At 59.4% G+C, this 23,176-nt stretch carries 19 protein-coding genes; 10 read left to right on the forward strand and 9 right to left on the reverse strand.

All coding sequences use genetic code 11. The features are described 5' to 3' along the window. Positions 1 to 711: IS30 family transposase (locus ADB08_RS06590; RefSeq protein ID WP_049170654.1), on the forward strand; the 711-nt coding region annotated here is incomplete at its 5' end. A 301-nt stretch (positions 712 to 1,012) separates the two neighbouring features. Here ADB08_RS06590 and ADB08_RS06595 read toward each other — a convergent pair. Together ADB08_RS06595 and ADB08_RS06600 are read right to left on the reverse strand one after the other, a co-directional pair. Then, positions 1,013 to 3,235, reverse strand: coding sequence for an NADP-dependent isocitrate dehydrogenase (locus ADB08_RS06595; protein ID WP_048731557.1), 2,223 nt, complete (start codon positions 3,233 to 3,235; stop codon positions 1,013 to 1,015). Positions 3,236 to 3,500: 265 nt separating this feature from the next. Then, a complete protein-coding gene (locus ADB08_RS06600; protein ID WP_049171948.1) occupies positions 3,501 to 4,490 on the reverse strand; it encodes a hypothetical protein in 990 nt (329 codons plus the stop codon). Positions 4,491 to 4,886: 396 nt separating this feature from the next. Here ADB08_RS06600 and ADB08_RS06605 point away from each other — a divergent pair, with 396 nt between their 5' ends. Further along, positions 4,887 to 6,197: an MFS transporter gene (locus ADB08_RS06605; RefSeq protein ID WP_016422141.1), complete on the forward strand. Its 1,311-nt coding sequence runs from the start codon at positions 4,887 to 4,889 to the stop codon at positions 6,195 to 6,197. Positions 6,198 to 6,240: 43 nt separating this feature from the next. Beyond that, positions 6,241 to 7,197 carry an exodeoxyribonuclease III gene (locus tag ADB08_RS06610; RefSeq protein ID WP_049171950.1) on the forward strand — a complete coding sequence of 319 codons (957 nt, stop codon included), beginning with the start codon at positions 6,241 to 6,243 and terminating at the stop codon, positions 7,195 to 7,197. Positions 7,198 to 7,225: 28 nt separating this feature from the next. Here ADB08_RS06610 and ADB08_RS06615 read toward each other — a convergent pair whose 3' ends face one another. Next, entirely contained in the window at positions 7,226 to 9,913 is a 2,688-nt protein-coding gene (locus ADB08_RS06615) for a DUF6541 family protein (RefSeq protein ID WP_049171952.1), read from the reverse strand. A gap of 190 nt (positions 9,914 to 10,103) precedes the next feature. Between ADB08_RS06615 and ADB08_RS06620 the strand changes: the two genes are divergently transcribed. The 3 genes from ADB08_RS06620 (at position 10,104) to ADB08_RS06630 (ending at position 12,774) form a co-directional block, all read left to right on the forward strand. Beyond that, positions 10,104 to 10,535, forward strand: a complete 432-nt coding sequence (locus tag ADB08_RS06620; protein ID WP_016422144.1) for a hypothetical protein — start codon at positions 10,104 to 10,106, stop codon at positions 10,533 to 10,535. A gap of 95 nt (positions 10,536 to 10,630) precedes the next feature. Next, on the forward strand, positions 10,631 to 11,686 hold the full coding sequence (gene trpS / locus ADB08_RS06625; protein ID WP_049171954.1) for a tryptophan--tRNA ligase: 1,056 nt from the start codon (positions 10,631 to 10,633) through the stop codon (positions 11,684 to 11,686). 62 nt (positions 11,687 to 11,748) lie between these two features. After that, entirely contained in the window at positions 11,749 to 12,774 is a 1,026-nt protein-coding gene (locus ADB08_RS06630) for a YhjD/YihY/BrkB family envelope integrity protein (protein ID WP_016422146.1), read from the forward strand. Here ADB08_RS06630 and ADB08_RS06635 read toward each other — a convergent pair whose 3' ends face one another. Further along, entirely contained in the window at positions 12,775 to 14,025 is a 1,251-nt protein-coding gene (locus ADB08_RS06635; RefSeq protein ID WP_193394157.1) for a D-alanyl-D-alanine carboxypeptidase family protein, read from the reverse strand. A gap of 156 nt (positions 14,026 to 14,181) precedes the next feature. Here ADB08_RS06635 and ADB08_RS06640 point away from each other — a divergent pair, with 156 nt between their 5' ends. After that, entirely contained in the window at positions 14,182 to 15,411 is a 1,230-nt protein-coding gene (locus ADB08_RS06640) for an adenosine deaminase (RefSeq protein ID WP_016422148.1), read from the forward strand. Between the two features lie 29 nt (positions 15,412 to 15,440). Here the strand turns inward: ADB08_RS06640 and ADB08_RS06645 are convergent, their stop codons facing one another. From ADB08_RS06645 to ADB08_RS06655, 3 genes are all read right to left on the reverse strand, one after another. Next, positions 15,441 to 16,682 carry a hypothetical protein gene (locus tag ADB08_RS06645; protein ID WP_049171956.1) on the reverse strand — a complete coding sequence of 414 codons (1,242 nt, stop codon included), beginning with the start codon at positions 16,680 to 16,682 and terminating at the stop codon, positions 15,441 to 15,443. A gap of 132 nt (positions 16,683 to 16,814) precedes the next feature. Further along, positions 16,815 to 17,858 (reverse strand): C40 family peptidase, encoded by a 1,044-nt coding sequence (locus ADB08_RS06650; RefSeq protein ID WP_049171958.1) that lies wholly within the window; start codon positions 17,856 to 17,858, stop codon positions 16,815 to 16,817. Continuing rightward, positions 17,858 to 18,262 carry a hypothetical protein gene (locus ADB08_RS06655; RefSeq protein WP_070429820.1) on the reverse strand — a complete coding sequence of 135 codons (405 nt, stop codon included), beginning with the start codon at positions 18,260 to 18,262 and terminating at the stop codon, positions 17,858 to 17,860. The genes ADB08_RS06650 and ADB08_RS06655 overlap by 1 nt, the downstream gene beginning before the upstream one ends. A 261-nt stretch (positions 18,263 to 18,523) precedes the next feature. On the opposite strand from ADB08_RS06655, the gene upp reads away from it, so the two are divergent. After that, the gene (gene upp / locus ADB08_RS06660) at positions 18,524 to 19,159 is read left to right on the forward strand and encodes a uracil phosphoribosyltransferase (RefSeq protein ID WP_049171962.1); all 636 of its coding nucleotides are present in this window, start codon (positions 18,524 to 18,526) and stop codon (positions 19,157 to 19,159) included. Positions 19,160 to 19,168: 9 nt separating this feature from the next. Here upp and ADB08_RS11505 read toward each other — a convergent pair whose 3' ends face one another. After that, on the reverse strand, positions 19,169 to 19,855 hold the full coding sequence (locus ADB08_RS11505) for a hypothetical protein (protein WP_141747104.1): 687 nt from the start codon (positions 19,853 to 19,855) through the stop codon (positions 19,169 to 19,171). 196 nt (positions 19,856 to 20,051) lie between these two features. Here ADB08_RS11505 and ADB08_RS06675 point away from each other — a divergent pair, with 196 nt between their 5' ends. Together ADB08_RS06675 and ADB08_RS06680 are read left to right on the forward strand one after the other, a co-directional pair. Then, the gene (locus ADB08_RS06675) at positions 20,052 to 21,278 is read left to right on the forward strand and encodes a M20 family metallopeptidase (protein WP_049171968.1); all 1,227 of its coding nucleotides are present in this window, start codon (positions 20,052 to 20,054) and stop codon (positions 21,276 to 21,278) included. Between the two features lie 75 nt (positions 21,279 to 21,353). After that, positions 21,354 to 22,763 (forward strand): NAD(P)H-quinone dehydrogenase, encoded by a 1,410-nt coding sequence (locus tag ADB08_RS06680; protein ID WP_038627803.1) that lies wholly within the window; start codon positions 21,354 to 21,356, stop codon positions 22,761 to 22,763. A gap of 122 nt (positions 22,764 to 22,885) precedes the next feature. Here the strand turns inward: ADB08_RS06680 and ADB08_RS06685 are convergent, their stop codons facing one another. Beyond that, the gene (locus ADB08_RS06685) at positions 22,886 to 23,164 is read right to left on the reverse strand and encodes a mycoredoxin (RefSeq protein ID WP_038627805.1); all 279 of its coding nucleotides are present in this window, start codon (positions 23,162 to 23,164) and stop codon (positions 22,886 to 22,888) included. Positions 23,165 to 23,176: the final 12 nt, after the last annotated feature.

A 23,176-nucleotide genomic window follows, 5' to 3' on the forward strand; every position in this document is an offset into this window, starting at 1 on the left:
GATAATACGTCCATGACTATTAGCCACGAGTCGATTTACCAGGCCCTTTACGTACAAGGGGCAGGCAGCTTGCGCAAAGAACTTGTGTTTGAAAAGTCCTGCCGGACTACCCGGCCAGGGCGTAAACCCCGCTCGCTTTTAGCCGGGGTGCCCAAGCCACGTGGAAAACGCTGGACTCATGATGCCAATATTTCACTTCGCCCAGCCGAAGCCAATGATCGTGCGGTACCCGGTCATTGGGAAGGCGATTTGATTATTGGCGCAGATGGCACCAGTGCTTTAGCGACGTTGGTGGAACGCCGCAGCAGGTTTGTGCTGCTCGGCAGACTCGGCACTGACCATACTGCCGCCAGTGTCAATGAGGTGATGGTACGGATGATTCGTCGGCTCAAAGAGTCGATGGACACCACGATTTCGACGTTGACCTGGGATCAGGGAGTGGAGTTTGCCAAACACACCGAGTTTTCTGTCGCGGAGAATATCCAGGTGTTTTTCGCCGATCCGCATTCGCCGTGGCAGCGAGGTAGCAATGAGCGGATGAACCGGGATATCCGGTTTTATTTCCCCAAAGGCACCAACTTTACCGATGTCACCGACCAAGAGGTCGCCGAGGCGGAAGCATTGCTGAATAACCGGCCACGGGTAGTGCTCGACGGGTTAACTCCCCGGGAGGTAATCTCTGGTGTTATCCATGATGCAATGACCGCCTGACCCTACCAGGCAATTTTTTGGACAAAAGTGTCATAAAGGTAGTCAGTAACTCATGGGGTGAGGCACTGCGGTGCCGAGTGTCGAGGTGAGCCAAACAGGGGACTGAGTATGGGTGAAGGGTACCGTAAAGCGCCGAAAAGCACTGGATACTGTCAAGACCGTTAAGGAAGTCAGGGCATAGAAAAAGCCCCTCGCGCCATGTGCATCAAATGCAACATGAGCGAGGGGCTATCGCCCGAAACCGGCGGTCGGCCTAGGCCAGCCTGGGCCAACTAGGCCAGCCAGGAGCAAGCAGCTAGTCCTACTTCTTCAGGCCGTCGATGATCTCGTTGAACTCAGCGGACGGACGCATAACTGCGGAGGTCTTCTCATCGTCCGGCAGGAAGTAGCCACCCAGATCAGCTGGGGAACCCTGAGCATCAATCAGGGTCTTGGCGATGGACTCTTCCTTCTCCGTGAGAGCCTTAGCAACCGGGGCGAAAGCTTCCTTCAGCTCGGAGTTCTCGTCCTGCTTGGCCAGCTCCTGTGCCCAGTAGAGAGCCAGGTAGAAGTGGGAGCCGCGGTTGTCGATTTCGCCAGCCTTGCGGGACGGCGACTTGCCCTCGTCGAGCAGGGTAGCGGTTGCCTTATCCAGGGCCTCAGCCAGGACGCGCGGACGTGGGTCGTCGTCATGCTCAGCGGCGTAGCGCAGGGACTCGGCCAGTGCCAGGAACTCACCCAGGGAGTCCCAGCGCAGGTGGTTTTCTTCCTGAACCTGCTGGACGTGCTTCGGTGCGGAACCGCCTGCGCCGGTCTCGAACAGGCCGCCCCCGGCCATCAGCGGCACGACCGACAGCATCTTGGCGGAGGTGCCCAGCTCCATGATCGGGAACAGGTCGGTGAGGTAGTCACGCAGAACGTTACCGGTTACGGAAATGGTGTTCTCGCCGCGGCGGATGCGCTCGAGGGAGAACTTGGTAGCGGACACCGGATCCATGATGCGGATATCCAGACCCTCGGTGTCGTGGTCTGCCAGGTACTCGTTGACCTTGCTGATCAGGTTGTTGTCGTGCGCACGCTGCGGGTCCAGCCAGAACACTGCAGGGTCGCCAGTGATACGAGCGCGGTTAACGGCCAGCTTCACCCAGTCGCGGATTGGGGCGTCCTTGGTCTGGCAGGAGCGCCAGATGTCACCCTCGGCGACGTGGTGCTCAATCAGAACCTCGCCAGCGGAGTTGATGACCTGCAGGACACCGTCAACCGGAATCTGGAAAGTCTTGTCGTGGGAGCCGTACTCCTCAGCCTTCTGAGCCATCAGGCCGACGTTCGGGACAGAGCCCATGGTGGCCGGGTCGAAAGCGCCATTGGCGCGGCAGTCCTCGATAACAGCCTGGTAGACGCCTGCGTAGGAGGAGTCCGGGATGACTGCGAGGGTGTCGCGCTCCTCACCATCCGGACCCCAGCCCTTGCCGCCGTTGCGGATCAGGGCCGGCATGGAAGCGTCAACGATGACGTCAGACGGAACGTGGAGGTTGGTGATGCCCTTATCGGAGTTGACCATGTAAAGGGCCGGACCTTCCTTCAGGTCCTTCTCGATAGCGGACTTGACGGCCGCCGCAGTAGCGTCGTCAAGCTTGTGTAGACCATCGAGCATGGCGCCCAGGCCGTTGTCCGGAGTCAGGTTGGCGGCAGCCAGCTTGGACTCGAACTTCGGGAAAACAGATGGCAGGAAGGCCTTGACAACCTCGCCGAAGATCAGCGGGTCGGAGACCTTCATCATGGTGGCCTTCAAGTGGACGGAGAACAGGATGTTCTCGCGCTGTGCGCGACGAATCTGAGCGCGCAGGAAGTTGTCCAGGATGTGGACGTTCATGCCCGTGCCGTCAATAATCTCGCCCTTGAGGACCGGCATGTCCTTCTTCAGGGTGATGATCTGGCCGTCGTTAGCCTCGAGCTGGTAGGTCAGCTTGTCGTCTTCCGGCATGACAACGGACTTCTCGTTGTGGCGGAAGTCGTTGGAGGCCATGGTGGCGACGTTGGTCTTGGAGTCTGCAGACCAAGCGCCCATGCGGTGCGGGTGCTTGCGGGCGTAGTTCTTCACCGGCTCCGGAGCGCGGCGGTCGGAGTTGCCCTCACGCAGTACCGGGTTAACGGCAGAGCCCTTGACCTTGTCGAACTTGGCGCGGTCGGCGGTCTCCTCGTCGCCTTCCGGCTGCGACTTGTACTTCGGAATGTCATAGCCCTTTTCCTGCAGCTCTGCGACAGCGCGCTTAATCTGCGGGACGGATGCAGAGATATTCGGCAGCTTGATGATGTTGGCGTCCGGCTCCTTGACCAGCTTGCCCAGGGCTGCCAGCGCATCCTCTACCTTCTGTTCGTCCGAAAGACGCTCCGGGAACTGAGCCAGAATGCGGCCTGCGAGGGAGATGTCGCGGGTTTCAACATTGACACCAGCCTGGCTTGCAAATGCCTCCACGATTGGCTTCAGCGAGTAGCTCGCCAGCAGAGGGGCTTCGTCAGTACGGGTCCAAATAATTGTCGCCATAATTCATGTCTCCTATCTGTTTTGTTCCACGATAACCCAGTTTTGAATCTTGGGTTGTGTCGGGGCATAGCGCAAAAACAGTGATAGTGATATGAATAACGCAATTATGTGAGGTAAGTCACGAAATGCGCAATTATTTGTCGCTTATTCGCCGCTTTTCATTCCATTTTTCGCTTTACGACGGCCCCCGCGCTCAAACCCTTCAAATACGAAAAACCGCGCTGGGGTGTCGTGCACGCCGGCGCGGTTGTTCAGGGCAGCCTATTTAGTTCTGTGTATTGTTCGGAGGATTGTTCTGGCCGAACTGGTAGCCCTGAGTGTTCTGAGACTGTGGGTACTGCGGAGCATAGCCCTGCCCCGGGGCCGACTGGGTAGTCCTGACCAGTTTCTGGCCGCGGAACCATGCGCGCATGTCCTTGAGGAACATAAGAACGCAAGCCGCGATCAGCATGGCACCTGCGAGGAAGAGGACTACATCCACCCAGGAGCTCAAGAACAGGAGGGGGATGATGGTCATAGCCAACGCCAGTGGTGCCACGGTGACGCAGAAAAAGATTGGTGCCGTCGAGTCTTCACCGCGGAGGATGGAGTGAATCCAGTATGCGGTCAAGGTGACAAGCATCATTCCCATCAGTAAGAGGACTGGAACAAGAACGAGGGCGGCTGCAGCGCCCATAATGTAGCCGATGTCATCCCAAGAATCACCCAACGATGACTCTAGGCTGCCGAGATCGTTGGCGCCCTGGATGCCGAGCGTGATTGCGTACAGAACTGCGATGATGCCAATCAGAGTTGAAAAACCGACCAAGCCGGTAGTGATTCGGGGGATGAGTGGCATGCGCTGCCACATGTTCTGCAGTGTGGCGTTTGCAGGCAGCGGTGGTACATCCGTGGTCACCGTGGTGGTTACTGTCGCAGGACTGGTTTGAGTTGGGGCGGACCACTGTGCTTGTTGGGTTTGCGTCTGGAACGAGGATTCCTGCGCAGTGGGTGCCGGGCGATTTGCCAGCCCGCGCAGCGTCGCAATGGTGATGGTGGCGTTCTCATCGGCCAGCAAAGCGTCGTATTCGCGACGACGTCCCTCATCGCCAAGCACTTGCAGCGCAGTGAGCTTCTCCTGGAACTCGCCGGAGTACTCCGAGACGCCAGCATCTCGCAGTTCGGAGAGTTGATTAGAAAGATTTGCATGGAGCTCTTCGGTGCTGGCTTCGCTATCCAGCGTCAGAGACTCGTAGAGGTTATAGCGGTCGCCCATAGTGAATCAAGATCCTATCGGTATTGCAGTTCGAAATATCTTTTAAAACAATTTACCCGGTAGCTAGTACGGCAGCATCGAAGACCCGGAGCGCTCGATGGTAGGAAGTCCGTCACGCTCGAAGGGAATTCGTAGTCCTCGGCAAACAATGCCGATTACAAAATGCATTGGGAAGAACTTGAGTGAGCGACTTCCACTAATGGCCGCAGATGTTATTCCGCGCACAAATACCCGGGGAACAGGCGGATTAAATAGCGAAATTTTTGTGTTGCGGAGTAGAGTCTCATTTTTCCCTTGCGGCTCCCCTCACGGTTTTGCGAGCCCGTCTTGGGTCGAAAGTCGAGGGGAACTGAGAGTCCACCAACTGGCGTAAGAAGAGAAAAGGAGACGGTCGCAATGACGTCGTCAAGCGAAGTAACAACCCACAACGACGACCACAAACCGCGTGCGCGTCGTGCGGGAGCGTTTAGCTCGCATCGCCGTCCTGTTCCGGTGCAGGACGACATCTCTGATCTACGCCGAATCTTGGTGATTGTGGCTCTGTCGGTCGGTGCATTCGGCATCGGCGTTACCGAGTTTGTGGCCATGGGCCTGCTGCCTTACATCGCTGATGCCTTCGGACGTGATGAGGATGCCGCAGGGCGCATGATTTCGATGTACGCACTCGGTGTTGTCGTGGGCGCACCCCTAATTACCGTGCTGACCGGCTCGATTCCGCGCAGGCGCATGCTCCTGCTGCTGATGGCGGCATTTACCATCGGCAATGGTGCCACGGTTTGGGCAGGCACACTGGGCTCTTTCGAAGCGGTCATGGTCTCGCGCTTCATCGCCGGTCTGCCGCACGGCGCGTATTTCTCGGTGGCGGCGCTGGTGGCTGCCTCCCTGGCTAAGCCGGGACAGCGCGGCAAGATGGTGGCTCTGTCGGGCGTGGGGTTGTCGGTGGCGACTGTGATTGGTGTGCCGGCCGCGCAGGTGCTGGGACAGATTTACGGTTGGCGCAGCGCCTTCGCGTTTGTCGCGGTCATCGGGCTGATTGCATTTGTTTCGCTGTGGTTCGCCGTGCCGCATATGAACCGCATGCCGAAGACACGTCCGATGGATGAGCTCTCGGCTCTGGTGACACCGCAGGTGCTGCTGACCGTCGCAATCGGCACCGTTGGTTTCGGCGGCATGTTCGCGGTTTACACCTACATCACCTGGACTATGACTCGCGAAGCGGGCATGAGCGAAAACCACATCTGGATTGTGCTGATGGCCTACGGCATCGGCATGGTTGTCGGTACTTACATCGGTGGCTGGCTCTCCGACCGCATCGGGGAGTGGGGCATCATGGTTGCGCTGGTGCTGATGGTAATCATGCTCAGCGTCTTCTACTTCACCTCACAGAATGCTGTGCTGGGCACGATCAACTTCCTCCTTATCGGTCTGCTGGGATCGGTATTGGTGCCAAATCTGCAGACCCGTCTGATGGATGTCGCCGGTCGCGCACAGACGCTGGCGGCAGCTCTCAACCAGGCCGCATTGAACATGGCCAACGCCTTTGGAGCGGCGCTCGGTGGTTGGGTCATTGCGTCCGGTTATGGCTACCGCGCACCGGCTTTGGGCGGCGCGACGTTGGCGATGTTGGCTATCTTCATCGCTCTGCCGACCATTGTTCTTTACCGCCGCTCACAGGCGAAGAAGGCTGAGCGCATCGAACTGCGCTAGGGGTCTTCAAGGCGTAGTGCACGCATAGGTAACGTATGAGGGCATGAGCCTTACAATCGCGACAATCAATGTCAACGGCATCCGCGCCGCCGTCAAGGAGCGCAGCGAAACCAACCTGGGATTGCTGGAGTGGTTGAAGCACACCAGTTCCGATGTCGTTTTGTTGCAGGAAGTCCGCGCCACCGACGACCAGGCACGCAAGGCCCTCGCGCCCGCTTTTGATGCCGGATGGCATTGGGTCGGCGCTGAAAACCTGGGTGCAAAGGGGCGCGCCGGCGTGGGCATTCTCTCGCGCTTTCCGCTTAACGACGTCCAGGTGGGCATCGGCTCCGAGGAGTTCGAAGAATCCGGTCGGTTTATCAGTGGTATTGCCCCGGCAGCGGACACCGGCCTGGATGTGGATGTCCAGATTGCCAGCCTCTACCTGCCCTCTGGTGCTGCCCTGAGCGAGAAGCAGGATGAGAAGTACCGCTTCCTCGATGCCTTCTCCGACTACCTGGCGGAACTGGGTGCCAAGGGGCGCGACGGTCACCACGCAGTCATCGGCGGCGACTGGAACATCTGCCACCGCGAACAGGATTTGAAGAACTGGAAGACCAACCGCCGCAAGAGCGGTTTCCTACCGCAGGAGCGTGCCTGGATGGACTCGGTCTTCGGCTGCTGGCCCGATGAGGTTCCCCAGGATTCGCAGGTTCAGGCCAGCGAAAAGGAGCTGGAATCCGGTGCCTTCTCCGATGGTTCTGTGTGGGAGGCCCCGAAGCTCAATGCAGATCCGGTGTGGTTTGATGTCACTCGCCGTCTGCACCCAGAGGCCGACGGCCCCTGGTCCTGGTGGACCTACCGCGGTAAGGCGTTCGATACCGATGCCGGCTGGCGCATCGACTACCAGGCGGTAACCGAACCAATGCTCAAGCGTGCCGTCAGCTCGGTAGTGGATAAGCCTGCCGCCTACGACCTTCGCTGGACGGACCACGCGCCGGTGATCGTGGAGTACGCCTAAACCCGGCATACGCCTAACCCCGAGTGGACTAGTGTGCTCCGACGTCAGCGAACTCTGGGATTATCTCAGGCTCGGGAGCAGTTACGAGATGCCGGTTCTGCCGCAACATCGAGGCGATGCCGTCAACGATGGCGTCGGCCCATTTGTCCTGCATAGCGGGGTCGGCCAAATCGCGGGTGAGTTTTTCAGCGCCCACCGCTCCCAGCGATAGCGCAATTGTCGGCGCATGTGGCCGCGAACTCTGGTTCACCGCCACTGCCGGCGCCAGGCCGGTGCGAAACTCGGTTGGCACCCCGTTTGTGCTGTAACTGCTGTGCGGATTGAAACCTCGGTACACCATTCCGTCGCGCACACCCGCCGCCAACTGCCAATCGGCAGGAGCATCGTCCTCAGGTTCGAGAGACTTCACCACAGCGGATACCGAAAAGCCACGATCGCCGATGTTATCCCCAGAAAGAGTCTGGCCCTCTGATGAGCGACCGACGATTACGGTGGCTGCGCTCGCCGTGTCGTCGGCAAGCGAATGCGCGCCAACGATTGCGCCGCGCTGACGGAGCTTGTCGCTGGCGCGTTGCACGATGCTGTCGATGTGAGCGGAAGTATCCCCACTCAAACGCAGCGCGCGAGGCAGGTCGGCGTTGATAGCCTCGATGGCCTCGCGGCGAGAGTCGACGGTGATGCGCGCGCCGGCGAGCGGATCGACAGCCTCGTCGGGGGAGGGGACGATTGGCTGGCGCGGAGGCATCCACAGCGGATTGGGGCGCGCCGGGCGGTGTGGGGAACTGTTGACAACAGCGTGCAACTCTTCAGGTGAAAACATCTTGTTGACCGCGAAAATCATCACCGAACTGTCGTGATACACAGGCGTGAGCCCCGGCGCGTGCCATGCCCAGGAACGCATCGACAGCGCCTCCGTGCCATCCGTGTTCACACCCGGCGGGGAACTAATGATGTAGTGCACTCCCAATTTCTTCGCCATGGCATCGAACTCTGGATGTGAGCCCAGCAGGTCAACGTTTATCGGCAGCTTGTTGCTCGCCTCGGCAGTTTTGTCGGAGAAGGAGAAATGGCGGAACAGGGTCGGCAGTCCGGCGATGGCATACATCCACGCAGAACCGTCACGACGGTCATTGAGAATATGCCCCTCAAACGCATGCGGCTGTGCGGACAGCCAATCAATAGCTTCCATGTCCGCAGCGGTCACAAACGTGCTTCCGAAACTCTGGCGAATTGCCTCGCGCTGAGCAGGCCCACTCGCCCAGGTCGCAGGCACAATCGCCAGTGCCGCTACGAGCCCCATCGCCAGCGCAGGATTCCACGACTTGGTCGGCTGATCTCGCTTTGCGACGATCCACTGCGCCGCAGCCACAATCCCGACAACGGCAGCCGCGACTGCGTAGCCGACCAGCACTGCGCGCAGAATTCCCATAACCGCCTGCATGCGGTACGGCATGTCGTAGAAGAAAGTGCCAATAAACTTCAGATAGGTGCCGAACGGCTCAGACCAACGGGACTGCGCACTATCGGACACCACAAAGAGCAGCCCGAAAACCAGTGCCGGCCACGGAGCCCATGGGCTGTCTGGCAGGCGAGAGACAAGCGCCACCACCAGGCCGATGAGCACAAGAACCAGAACAGTCCGGGAAAAGATGGGCTCGTCAGCATAGCGGGAAAACCCAATCAGAGTTCGCCACAGTGATTCGGAGCGGGAAATCTCAATTTGGCCGGTAAAGCCCGCAACGGATTCGCCTTGCCCACTCGCGGACAAAGCCGCCGGGAGAGTCATCACCAGGGCGAGCGCTCCGATAATTAGCGTGCGAACTAGGCCACTGACACTCGGTTGGGTAATCAACCACAAGCCAACAAAGAGCACGGCAGCAATTGCGCCGGCCGGGTGGGTGATAAACGTGCCGACCAGGGCAAGCGCAGCGGGGACAATATAGCCCCGCATGGTCAAAGCCGCAGCAATCGGCAAAGCGGCCACCGCGAGCAGATACGGCATGGAGGATGTGCGCCAAAGAGCCACCCAAATCTCCGGAAGCATCAGCGTCGCGACGGCAGCTGCGGGACCGGCATAGGCCGCCCACTTAGGACCAACTGCGGTGCGGGCTAGCACCGCAGTTGCTGCGGGAAGAAGCAGCGCCGGGGCCAAGAACGCAAACACGTTGGAATCGAGGAAGACCGAGCCGGGCAGCAGCCCCGCCATGGCATGCCAGCCGGTGGGGTAGAACATTTCGGCCCCGGTCTCCTGATTCATCAGGTCACCGGCCGCGGTGGGCGAGGCTATTGCATGTTCGTCAATGAACCGGAGGAAGTTGGTATGCCAGAGCATGTCCCAGGCTTCGCGGATAGCGCCGGGGCCGCCAGGGACGTCGTTAAGCACGAGCATGGCGCGCATCGAGCCGACTACCGTAACTCCGACGACAATCATCGCGGTGACAACGCCGGAATCGAAGCCGTCTTCGGGCGTTGCTCGGGGGACGAATCTGCGCACCAGATAGCCAATAGCACAGAACCATGCCCACATGCCGGCCACGAAGAGCCAGGTGTAATCCAGCCCGAGCGCGTGAGACAACCATGCGGAAAAACCGGTCACACCCAGCATTAATGGGCCGGCAGATGCCAACGCGAGCGTGGGACGTAGCCCACTGGCCCAACCGAGAACTGCGCCTGGGACCAGCAGGATGAAGACGGCAACCGCAATGGCAGCGAGCATGGGACTCCTGACGGATAAGAGAATTGAATTAGTCCAATAATACCTGTGGGTTAGTTCGGCACTTGGGACGCGAGCGCCTAAGATTTGAAGAAGGACTGATGGGACTTCAGCCGCTGTAAAACCCAAGCGCGAATCTGCGCGGGACTTGAAGCGAGCTCGGTGCGGACCAGGAAAGGAGAGGACATCCCCAGTGAAAAACGGCGAGAGCGATAACAAGCGGCACCAGATGGCCGATTTGGAAGCCATCGCACGGAGTCTGCAGAACGACCCTGGCACTGCTGTCAATGTCCCAGTGGTCGTGACTTCCGGTGTCATTGTTGCGTTTATCGTGCTGTCTTTTGCCTACGCGTGGCCACTGTGGATTTCCCTCGGACTCATTGTTCTGCTGGGAGCCGTGATGGTCGTGTCCTACACCCGCAGGCCACCCGTAGCCCCGCTCGAGTTGACCCAGGGGGAGCGTGAGCGTGTTCGCCGTGTTCTCTCTGAGCACGGCATTCGCCCAGCGATCACGTTGGTGCGCGCACTGTACCCCGAGGAATCGCCAGCCGCTGCGGCGCGCACCGTCAAATTGCTATCCGATCGAATGCTTGTGGAGCAGGGGGACGAGGGGCGTCGGGGCTAGCTTTTGGCAGTCGGTTTCCTGCAAAGCCCGTGGTGTTGTCGAAACGGGTACGTCGTCGACTCTCAACTGCGGGCCTCGCGCTAGACTTATTGGCTATGAGTGAAAGCAAGGGTCCTGAGGCAACTAATCCTGCACCGAGTGCTCGTAAGCAGCGCGTTCTGTCCGGCATTCAGCCGACCGCAGATTCCTACCACCTGGGCAACTACCTGGGTGCATTGAAGAACTGGATTAATCTGCAGGATGACTTCGACGCTTACTACTTCATTCCAGACCTGCACGCCATCACTGTCGAGCAGAATCCGAAGGAGCTGCGTCAGCGCACTATCGCAGGTGCCGCACAGCTGATTGCACTCGGTATTGATCCGGAGAAGTCGGTGCTCTTCGTGCAGTCGCATGTGCCCGAGCACGCGGAGCTCGGATGGGTGTTGACCTGCTTGACTGGCTTTGGTGAAGCCAGCCGTATGACGCAGTTCAAGGACAAGTCCTCTCGTCAGGGCGCGGAACATACCTCCGCTGGTTTGTTCGCGTACCCCATGCTGATGGCTGCCGACATCTTGCTCTACCGCCCACAGCTGGTGCCGGTGGGGGAGGATCAGCGCCAGCACCTCGAACTGACGCGTAACCTGGCGCAGCGTTTCAACTCCCGCTACAAGAAGACCTTCGTGGTGCCGGATCCACACATCATGGAAGGCTCCGCGAAGATTTACGACTTGCAGGATCCGACATCGAAGATGAGCAAGTCGGGTGCAAATCCGAAGGGCATTATTAACCTCTTGGACGACCCAAAGGTCTCCGCCAAGCGCATTCGCTCAGCCGTTACCGACAATGACGGAGAGATTCGCTTCGACCGTGAGAACAAGCCGGGTGTTTCCAACCTGCTGGTCATTCAGTCGGCGTTGACCGACAAGCCTGTCGACGAGCTCGTTGCCGGCTACGAAGGCGCTGGCTACGGCCAGCTGAAGGCCGATACCGCAGATGCGCTGGAGGCATTCACCACGCCACTGCGTGCACGCTATGAGGAGCTCATGGCTGATCGCGGTGAGTTGGAGCGGATTCTGGCCGAAGGCGCTGACCGCGCTCGTGAAGTTGCCGCCAAGACACTTGCAGATGTGTACGAGCGAGTCGGGTTCCTGAAGGCCGCCAACCGGTAATTCAGCTGTAGACTCTGCGCTTCAGTCTCCGTACCGAAAGCTGGCACGTTAAGGTAGGGGACATGGCAACCTCTACTCAAAAAGATCCGAAGAGAACGGACCGCTATGGCATCGAGCGTGTACACGCCGATGAACCGAGCGCAATCGACCGCCTCCGCGAAAAGTGGGCGTGGTTCGATCACGTTATGCGGATGCAGGAGCGCTACTCCGAGCAGGGCGGTAACTTTTTTGCCGCCGCTGTCACGTACTTCTCCGTGCTGTCGATTTTCCCCCTAATCATGACGGCATTTGCCATCCTCGCGCTTGTGTTGCGTGGCAATGAGCAGCTGCTTGAGCAAATCCAGTCCGCTATCACCGACTCCATCGATGGGTCGATGGGCGACACCATCAACGCAATTATCGAAGGTGCGATCGATCAGGCAGGTGGCGTCTTCACCGTCGGTTTCATTGCCACCCTGTGGTCGGGTCTTGGTTGGATGGGCAACCTCTCCAACGCAGTGACACAGCTGTGGAAGCGCCCGCTGGGCGCTAGCAACTTCGTGGTGGGAAAGGTTCGCGACCTGCTGCGTCTGCTGGGCATGCTGGTTATGATCCTGCTGACCTTCGCTGTCACCGCAGCCGGCTCTTCCGGACTGACCCAGTCCCTGCTGGACAAGATTGGTCTGGCTCATGTCCCGGGAATCACAATTATTGCGGGATTGATTGCCATCGCCATTGGTCTCGTTGCCAACTGGCTGCTGTTCTTCTGGATGCTCGCTTTCCTGCCGCGCGGGGGCGCCCCGTTCCGCTCTGCGGCAAAGGGTGCGATTATCGGTGCGATTGGCCTTGAGGTTGTCAAGCAGCTCGGTAGCGTTTTCTTCTCCAACGCCCTGTCGAACCCGGCCGGTGCAGTTTTCGGTCCGGTCATCGGTTTGATGGTCGTTTTCTACCTCATCTGGCGCATCACTATGTACGCCACCGCCTGGACGGCGACGACCGAAGAAGCGCTTGCCGACGAGGAGCTGGATGCACCTGCTCCTGCTGTCATTAACGTCCGTGCGGAAGCGGCCAACCCGTCCGGATTGAACCGCCTGCTCGGTTCGAAATAATTAGCCGCGATCGCGTCTGCCGAAGCGGTAGGTGACCATCGCAATCAATGCGATGACACCTACGATGGCAGCGCTGACAGTAATTTTTAGCCCGGTTCCTGTTGACTCGTTGTCCAGGATATCGGGCAATTTTTCTACCAACTTATCCTCAGTCGCTTCCGCTTCGAGGACACCGACAGAGCTGTCCTGCGGTGCCGCGAAGCCGGCGTCGAGAAGCGATGCCGCCTGCTCCCAGGGGCGCGGTGAATCCTCCACAGTGACGTCGAGAACGATGACGCCGAGACGACGGCCATCGCGCTCAGCCACCCCAGCGAAGGTGTGACGGGCATCGTCGGTAAAACCAGTCTTGCCTCCAAGGGCGCCGGGGTAGTCCTGGGCAATCAGCTGATTGTCGTTGGCGATTTCGAAGTCATCGACCTCGAGAGCCTTGTCTCCGGGGATGGTGGCCAGGCGGGTGGCCGAGAGCTTGCGATAGGTCTCATTGTTGAATGCGTGCTGGAAGAACAGTGACATGTCGTATGCCGACGTCATCTGTCCCGGAGCATCGAGACCAGTCGGGTTGACCACTCGCGTATCCGTCGCCCCCAACTTCTTTGCCAGGGCATTGACCTTCTCTGTGGTCTTATCCATGCCACCAAGTTCGCGAGCCAAGGCGTGGCCGGTGTCGTTGCCGGAGTTAAGCAACAGACCAGTCAGGAGCGTTTCTACCGAGTAGTTCACGTCCTCGACGATGCCGACACGAGAGCCCTCCATGTTCGCGTCCTCGAAGGTCGCCTTGACTGGGGTGTCGAGCTTCAAATTCTCGATTGCCTCCATCGCCAGCAGCACCTTAATAATCGATGCCGGACGGTAGCGGCCGTGCGGGTCCTTCGCCGCAAGGACATCGCCGGATTTCAAATCGAACACCGTCCATGCAGAGGCGGAGAGGTCCTTCGGAACGTCAAACCCCTCACCGCTGACAATGCCGCAGGCGGACATCTTGCTACCTCCAGCCGGCTTTTGAGGAACCGGAAGTGGAGCGGGAGATGTTTCGCCGGGAGCCGGAACCTCAGAGGAATCCACTGGTGCTGGTGGAAAGGTCTTGTAGGGGCAGCCCTCCGTGTCACGGATATCAGGTGCGGGACCGACAATCGGGGCGTCGTCGGTAAGCGAGGTGCTCTGCGCCATGGCTGCGGGGGCGGTGCTCGGCAGAAGCAGAGCGCTGGTAGCTAGCAGCGTAACGGCAGATGAGAAGCGGCGAGAGGGAAACATGATGAGATAAGGGTAGTAAAACGTCACCCGAAATGACGTATTCGTCGTGTGTGGATGGGGGAAAACGGGGGAGCGGAAGCCTTTGTACAAAGCAGAATTACGATTCACCGGCAGTGAAGTAGAAGCGGAGGGCACAATACCGATAGTCTGGCCATTATGACTAATTCTTTGCACAGTGATGCTCAGTCTCTGGACACACAGTCTTCGGCATCGAATCTCGATGAGATGCGCAAGGTTGTCGCCAGCCTGCCCAAGGTACTGCTTCACGATCACCTCGATGGCGGCCTGCGCCCGCAGACCGTTATCGACCTGGCCGCGGACTGCGGTTACACCGATCAGTTGCCCACCACCGACGTGGATGAACTGGAGAAGTGGTTCATTGACACCGGCAACTCTGGCTCGTTGCCGAGCTACCTAACCGCCTTCGCGCACACCTGCGCCGTCATGCAGACCGCTGAGTCGCTGACGCGCGTGGCGCGTGAGGCCGTCGAGGATCTGGCCGCCGACAACGTCGTCTACGCTGAGCTGCGCCTGGCTCCGGAAAACCATTTGGAAAAGGGCCTGGATATGCAGGCTGTCATCGACGCACTGGTCGAAGGCCTGGCGCAGGGTGAAGCCCATGCCGCCGCTGAGGGAAAGCACATCACCGCACGTCTGCTGGTCTGTGCGATGCGCCAGAATGACAATTCCAAGGAAGTCGCACAGCTGGTGATCGACAACTACGGGAAGAACTCCGACGGGTACGTTGTCGGTTTTGACATCGCTGGGCCGGAGAATGGCTTCCCGCCGGCTAACCATGCCGAAGCATTCACCATGCTGCGGGAAAACCTCATTCCGGTCACCATTCACGCAGGTGAAGACGCCGGTGTCGATTCGTTGCAGGATGCTGTCGTGCAAGGTGCTCGCCGCCTGGGTCACGGCGTGCGCATCTACGAGGACTTCGGTGCTTCCCTCGAGGGCATCGAATGCCAGGAGGTTGCCTCCGCTATTCGTGACCGCCAGATTCCGCTGGAAATCTGCCCGACGTCCAACGTTCAGACTGGTGTTTGTGACAGCGTTGCGGATCACCCGTTCTCGCTTCTCGACGATATGAGTTTCGCCTGCACGGTCAACACGGATAACCGTCTGATTGGTGCGACTTCCATGACCCGGGAGTGCATGGAGTTGGTGGAGAACTTCGGTTACGGCTACAGCGAGCTGTTCGAACTGACCTCGAATGCGCTAAACAATGCATTCGTGGATCTGCCGACCCGCGAGCACATCATGGACACCATTATTTACCCCGCTTACCTGCAGCTTATCGACAACAGCGACGAAGACATCGAGACTGATGTCAACGGTGCGGGTTTCGGTGCCGAAGATGAGCTGAACCTGACGCTGGACTAGCCAGCGCCGGCCAGCTTTGCTGGGAGGAGCTAGATCTTGGTCGTGAACCGAGCGGCCAAGTCCTTCTCCAGCTGCCTCCAGCCCTCAGCCTCATCGTCGTAAGGCGGCACTGGCTCGGACAGCTCGCCGGTGTCCAGCAGGAAGTTCAGCAGCCACTGCAGCTGCTGGTTGCCCGCCAGTACCTCGTTCACGGCATCATCGCCAGCCCAGTCAGCGGCGTCTGCGAGTAGCTCGTACGCGCGGGCGAGCTGGGCGGTGTCCACGGCGTTCGGGCCCTTTTCAATGTCCTCGGCCAGGCCGGTAAACGAGTACTCATTGTCCTCGTGCACCACGGCCTCTAGCTCACCTGCGTTGGCGGCGGTGATGATTTCGTCCCACGTCGTCAGCGCCGACATGTCGTGATGCTTGTGCTCCAGCAGCCAACGCACCATCGTGCGGGGCTGTGAGAACGTGTGAATCTCACCGGCGCTGCCCAGGAATAGCGGGCGACGCCCCATGTAACAACGCAAGGTGTAGAGCGTGCGGCCAGCGATGGAGATCTTGATCGGGTCGATGCCAGCGTTGGCCCACACCGTCTGGTCGTACGGATCGCCGGCGGTCTCCTCTGCGGACTTCTTTTCCTCTTCGCGCTTCTTCTCCGCTGCTTCACGACGCTCACGCTCCGCGGCCTCCGCTTCCTTTAATGCGGCTGCAGCAGCGGTTTCAGACTCTTCATCGATGCTCGGAGTATTTGCGCCGATGGCGTCGATAGCGTCAATGCAATTGTCCCAGTTGGTCAAGATGACATTGCCGATAGCCGACCACTGAGCGGCGCCACTGCCCTGGAAGTGATCAGCACCATTTTGTGTGGCAGCCAGGACAGAGTGAGAGGCGAACATCTGGTTGATCGGAGTGAGATCCGCGATTGCACCAATCGCGCGAGTGATGGCAAGAATGCGATCTGCGCGCGAAACATGGTCGTAGTCGGCCCGGCCGGCCAGAATCTCTGGCAGCCCAATCAGGTCATAGCGGTGGCGTGGCGCCGCGATGGCAGCTCCCGGTAGCTGCTGGTTGAAGTTGCGCCAGCTGGGGTGCTGCGTGAAGTCGTGAGGAGCATCCGACTGTAGGAAAGCCAGGAGCTTTGCCGCCGATGAGAACAAATAGATGTCATCACCGCGGCCGAGCAGAGCCTGCCACTCGGAGCCACCCTCACGCCAGCTTGGAGCCCACAACGTGTAAAAGGTGCCCGAGGTCAGCTCGAGTTCGATAGGAACGATGCCTTTCCTGGCCATAGTTTTCGTCGCAGCCCTTCTGCTTGTCGGTGATTATTAAAACTCAAAAATTGTCATACCTGCAGCGCCCCCACGGGTGGCAAGTTTGCGTATTCCTATCTTAGAAGTTTTACGACGCAGATACCCACCGCACTATCCGGTCGGACGGTAGAACCCCTTAAACGGCATGCCGATGTTGGTCGTACGCACGGGGTTTACCTGCACCGGATCGCCCGCTTCGACCATCTTTCCGTCACCGATGACCATGGCGACATGGCCGTCCCACACTGCAAGATCGCCAGGTAGCAGTTCATCCTGGCTCACCTGTCTGCCGACGGCCTGTGCTTCTGCCGTGCGGGGAATATCAACACCAGCTTGCCCGTAGGCCCAGTGCGTTAAGCCTGAACAATCGAGCGCCTGCCCCGGAGTATTTCCGCCCCAACCATAGGGCGTTCCGACGGCACTCAGTGCAGCCTTCACCGCAGCTTGGGCCTCTGGTGTGGGCGCGCCAGCTCCAGCATCCGCAGGTACCGGCGCGCTGCCCGAATCGGACGACGCCTCCGAACCATCTGCAGCGTCGGTAGCGCTAGCCGATCCTGGGGTGTTCGTAGACGTAGAAGCGAGGGCGGCTTGAGTGGTACCTGGGGCCTCCAACTGTGCCGAGTGAGGTGGGGTAGGGGTGTCCACCGCGGTACTCGCTTGCTGTATCAGCGACTGCACCAGAGGTCGCAGTTCTTGCTCTAGTTTCATGAGCCGCGCAATGGCCTGGGAGATCGCGGAACTGGCCGCTGAGGCTAGGCTGGCGCCGGTCGCGGCGAGACCAGCGGGCCCCGCAGCCGTCGCAGTCAACGAGCCCATGGCGGAAGTGACAAAATCCATGGCGATCCGGGCCAAATCAGTGGCCGCTGACATTACTGAGGCCAGCCCCTTGGCAATGTCACTGTCAATGGTTCCGGCGCGAGTTTCCAAGTCGGCTGCCGCATTTGCAGCCCGTTTGAGACTTGTTCCCGCGGCCCCTGCTCCGGAACCAGCACCATCGCCCCAGTTGCGGTCAACGGAATCTGCCACTGAGCGCCAGGCGGTACTCGCGGCGGGTATTGCGGCCCCGGCAAGTCCTGCCAGTGCGGGTGCGATGGCAGGACTTAGCTGTTGTGCAATCGCGGTGGGGACCTCCGTAAGTAGATTGGTGGGAAGCATCACGCACCGCCCATTCCGCGAGTTGCAACGGCTCCCATTTTCGGTGAGATGGACTGCAGCGCATATGCGCCGGCATCTTCAGCAGTGGACACCGCAGAGACAAGAGCGTTCAGTGCACGAGCAGCGCTGGTGCCGTACTCATTCAGCTCAGCTACATGCTCATGCTGGCGCTGTAGAGCAGTGGCTGCAGCGTGACAGAAGGGCCCAGCAAACGGGACGTCGCCAAGCGAGAGCAGTGCGCTGATGCCCAAGTCAGCGCCGCTGACCTGCTGCGACAACGCGTCAAGGCGCGTGGCATCGGCAGAAATAAGCTCTGGCGCCAGCGTAAAGACTGAGTCATTCCCGCTAGTGGTCGGAGAGAGAAACGATTGGCTGTGGGAACTGTGTGGTGATGGACGGGACAATGTTGACGGCCTCTCTAGGAAATTCGCGTGTGGTTCAACACTCAGTGCTGTGGCTGAACGGCTAGCGGGGTTCGGACGGCGGCTGAGCGGCAAGTGGTTTGGTAGTAAGCGGGCTTACGCAAATGGGGCGCAGTAAAAAGCCCTCGTATTGTTAGGCGCGAAAAAGGCCGATTCGGTTCCATCTTTTTTGGGAACGCGTTTTCAGAAACTTGCGATGCCGGCACCAGAGCGGCAAAAGCAAAGCAATGTATTTTGGAAGGCATGGAGATTACCGTTGTCAACCATCCCTTGGCACAGTCACGTTTGACCATTCTGCGCGACGCGCGCACTGATAACGCGGGCTTCCGTGCGGCACTCGCCGATCTGGGCGCAATGCTGATTTACGAGGCAAGCCGGGAGCTGCCCGTCGATAACTTCGATGTTCAGACCCCAATCACTACCGCGCCGGGTTACCGTCTGCAGGATCCGCCGATTATTGTTCCCGTCATTCGTGCGGGGCTTGGCATGATCGATCCGTCGCTGTCGATGATTCCGGATGCGCAGGTGGGCTTTATTGGCTTGGCTCGTAATGAGGAAACTCATGAGCCGGTGCCGTACCTCGAGGCGCTGCCGGAGGATCTGTCCGGGCGCACTGTCTTCCTGGTCGACCCGATGCTGGCAACCGGCGGTTCACTGCTGCATGCCCTGAAGCTGTTGGCGGATCGCGGAGCGGACAACATCACGGCCGTGTGCATCATTTCTGCACAGCAGGGTGTCGACGCCTTGAAGGAATCCGGTTTCCCGGTGCGTCTTGTCACCACTGTGGTGGACCCGGATCTTAACGAGGATGCCTACATTGTGCCGGGGTTGGGAGATGCGGGCGACCGTCTCTACGGTCCCCGCAACATTGATCTTTAAATTAATCTCTTAGGCAGTTCCCCAGGCTTCTGCCGCGTACTTCTTGACGACCTCGTTGTCCTTGGTCACAAGAACTCCGTCGGGGGACATCTGGTACTTGTACGAGCCGTTTTGTGCAACAACGCGGTCGCCCTCATCGACGATGATGTCCATCGATCCGGAACCCTGTGGTGTATCCGAGCGGTAGTACTTCTCGCCGGAGCGCGTCTCACAAGCAGCAGCCTTAATTCCCTGTTCAGCGGCGATAACAGCAAAGGCGCGGTCACCGTTGTCGCAGCGTGCGGAGCTGCCCACGAAGCCCAGGCCGTCCAAGTCGGAGCGGCCAGTGCCGAAGTCCTGTCCCTCCGGAGCTGTTGTCGGCTCAGAGCTCGTCGTCGTGGATGGCGAAGACGTGGTGCTCGGCGTGCTTGACGACGAGGACGATGTCGAAGTGCTCGGCGTGCTTGACGACGTCTCGGAGGACTTCGACGTAGTTGTCGTCGTGGTGGTCGTCTTGCTCGTAGAAGTCGAACTCGTCGAGGACGGCGGTGTCGAACTGGGCGACGTCGGCTGCGAGGGGGAGGGAACCTCCGGACGCTGGGGCTCATCACTATTGTTCAGCGACAGGCCGATGGCGATGCCGATGACGACCACGAGTGCGGTGGCCACGATGATGATGGGGATGCTGAGAGACTTAGGTGTGCCATTGCCGGACATGCCTAATATCATCGCAGACTTCCTCAAAATGTGAAACATCTGATAATTGAAGGGGTCAAAGTGAAAGAAGTGGCCCCTGGTCATGTGTACGTCTGGCGCTGATATTCAAACGCTTGCCGGCCACTGCTGTCGCTGGCGCAGTCGTCGGTAGGCCTCTTGTTACGGCCTGTCGGTGGAGCGCTTACACTGGAGAATTGTGATTGAGGAGTTTATTAAGCACTGGTGGGCCGAGCACGCGAACGAGATTCTCGAGTGGCGGCGGCATCTTCATGCGCACCCAGAGCTATCTCACATGGAGCACGCCACCACGGCTTTTGTGGAGGAGAAGCTGCGTGCTGCAGGGCTGAAACCAGTGCTGTTTCCCAACACCGGCTTGATGGTCGACATTGGTGAAGATGAACTCGCCGGTAGCGAAGCCGGAGGTGAATTGCCGGGGCGTCTCGCTTTCCGCGGCGATATAGACGCGCTTCCAATTACAGAGACCACGGGGCTGGAGTTTGCCAGCACCAACGATGGCGTCATGCACGCCTGCGGGCATGATTTTCACACCACGATTACGCTCGCGACGGCTCTGGCTATGGCTGAGTACCACGAGAAGCACACGTTGCCGACGCCGCTGCGTTTCATTTTCCAACCCGCCGAGGAGGTCATGGTTGGCGGTGCACCCGAGGTTATCGCTGCCGGTGCGCTCAATGGCGTTGAGCGTATTTTTGCCGTCCACTGTGAGCCGAAGCTGCGCGTCGGTCACGTCGGCGTTCGAACAGGTGCCATCACCTCTGCGGCCGACACGTTGGAGATTCAGGTGCATGGCCCGGGCGGGCATACTTCCCGTCCGCAGATGACAGCCGATGTTGTCTATGCGCTGGGCAAATTGATTGTCGATTTGCCCGGCTTGCTGTCACGACGCGTCGACCCACGCACTGGCACCGTGCTCACGTTCGGCTCCGTTCACTCCGGGTATGCACACAACGCGATTCCGTCGGAAGGCAGCGTCAGCGGCACCCTGCGCACCGCGGACATCAAGACCTGGCGCGACATCGATCCACTGGTTCGCGAACTCATTGAACAAGTCCTCGCCCCGACCGGCGCAGAGTGCACCATCAATTACGAGCGTGGCGTGCCGCCTGTGCTTAACGACGAATACTGCACCGCCCTGATTGCGGAAGCAGTGCGACGAGTGGACGAGAATGCTGTCATTCAGGCCCCACAGTCGTCCGGTGGCGAGGACTTCGGTTGGTATCTCGAGCACGTCCCGGGCGCGATGGCCCGCTTGGGCTGCTGGTCCGGCCGCGGCGACAAGCACGATTTGCACCGAGATGACCTAATCGTGGACGAGCGTTGCCTGGGCGTTGGTGTGAAACTCTTCGCTGGCATTGTTGCTCGCTATGAGGACGGCGCGCAGTCAACCATGACTGTCCGTTAGACTATGGGGGCAAAGCGGGGAAAATGCCTCCCGCGGTAATTACATTGTGATATCCACGGCAACTTTGGAGGATTTGTGGCACAGAGGATCGTAATCATTGGCGGCGGCCCAGCCGGCTACGAAGCAGCGCTGGTTGGCGCCAAGTACGGTGCTGAAGTCACTGTGGTTGAGGATGCCGGGATGGGCGGTTCTTCCGTCCTGTGGGATTGCGTTCCCTCTAAGGCCTTCATCGCGGCGACGGGCGTTCGTACCGATATGCGTCGTGCGGACGAGATGGGTCTGCGTCCGGACTTTTCCCAGCGCAAAATCGACTTCACTGCGGTCAACGAGCGCGTTAAGCGCCTGGCTCAGCAGCAGTCCGACGATGTTCGCGCGCAGATGGAGCGCGAGGGCATCAAAATGCTGCAGGGCCGCGGTCGTCTCGATGACCACGACCCGGGCCGTGTAACTCACTACGTCACCGTCGACTTGCTCGAGGGCGGCGAGGTCACTCTTGAAGCCGACCTGGTGCTGGTCTGCACCGGTGCGTCCCCACGTATTCTGCCGGGTGCAATTCCTGATGGTGACCGTATTTTGACCTGGCGTCAGGTTTACGAACTGGAGGAGCTGCCGGAGCACCTCATTGTGGTCGGTTCTGGTGTTACCGGTGCTGAGTTCGTATCCTCGTTCACCGAGTTGGGTGTGAAGGTCACCATGGTCGCTTCGCGTGACCGTATCCTGCCGCACGAGGATGCTGACGCTGCAGATGCCCTGGAGGAGGTCCTGCTGGAGCGCGGTGTGGACGTTGTGAAGAACGCCCGCTGTGATCTTGTCGAACGCACTGAGGACGGCGGCGTTCGCGTCGTCACTTCCGACGGCCGTGAGGTCTTCGGCTCCCACGCGTTGATGACCGTCGGATCGATTCCGAACACTGCGGATATGGGTCTGGACGCAAGTGGTGTGAAAATGACCCCGTCTGGCCACATTCACGTTGACCGTGTTTCCCGCACCAACGTGCCGGGTATCTACGCTGCCGGTGACTGCACCGACTTGTTCCCGCTGGCTTCCGTTGCAGCTATGCAGGGTCGTATTGCGATGTACCACGCCCTCGGTGAAGGTGTTTCGCCAATTCGCCTGCGCACCGTTTCCTCGGCAGTGTTCACCCGCCCGGAGATTGCGACTGTTGGTGTCTCCCAGGCTCAGATTGAGTCCGGTGAGGTCTCCGCTCGTGTTGAGGTTTTCCCGCTGGCAGGTAACCCGCGTGCGAAGATGCGCTCGCTGCGCCACGGCTTCGTCAAGCTGTTCTGCCGTAAGAATTCCGGCATGATTATCGGTGGTGTGGTGGTCGCTCCGACCGCCTCGGAGCTGATTCTGCCAATTGCTGTGTGTGTCTCCAACCAGCTCACCGTCGATGACCTGGCAAGCTCCTTCTCTGTCTACCCGTCGCTGTCTGGCTCGATTACTGAGGCTGCTCGTCAGCTGATGGCACACGACGATCTGGACTAATGCTGGTATCGCGACTGGCAGCATGACCGGCCGCACTCGTAAATAAAACAAGCCGAGCCCCGAAAGTGGGGCTCGGCTTTTTGGCTGTGCAATAAGAACGTACCGATGCGCTTATGCTGCGCTTACTTGCTGGAGAGTTCAGCGTACTTAGCGGTGACTTCCTCCACAGACGGATTCGTGGCGTGCTCGCCATCGGAGTACAGCACAGTCGGCACAACGCGGTTGCCGTCATTGACGGACTCAACCCACTTCGAAAGGTCGTCGTGCTTTTCGACGTCCCAAGCCTCAAACGGAGTGCCGTTTTCCTTCAGGCCAGCAATGAGGTTCTGGCAGAAAGGGCACCAGGCCGCAGCGTAAATGGTCACGTGTTCGGTGGTCTGTGGAGTCTTCACATCAGTCATACTTAGTCCAAC

This window comes from Corynebacterium sp. 239_CJEI, assembly GCF_001055995.1.
GTDB lineage: Bacteria > Actinomycetota > Actinomycetes > Mycobacteriales > Mycobacteriaceae > Corynebacterium > Corynebacterium jeikeium_D.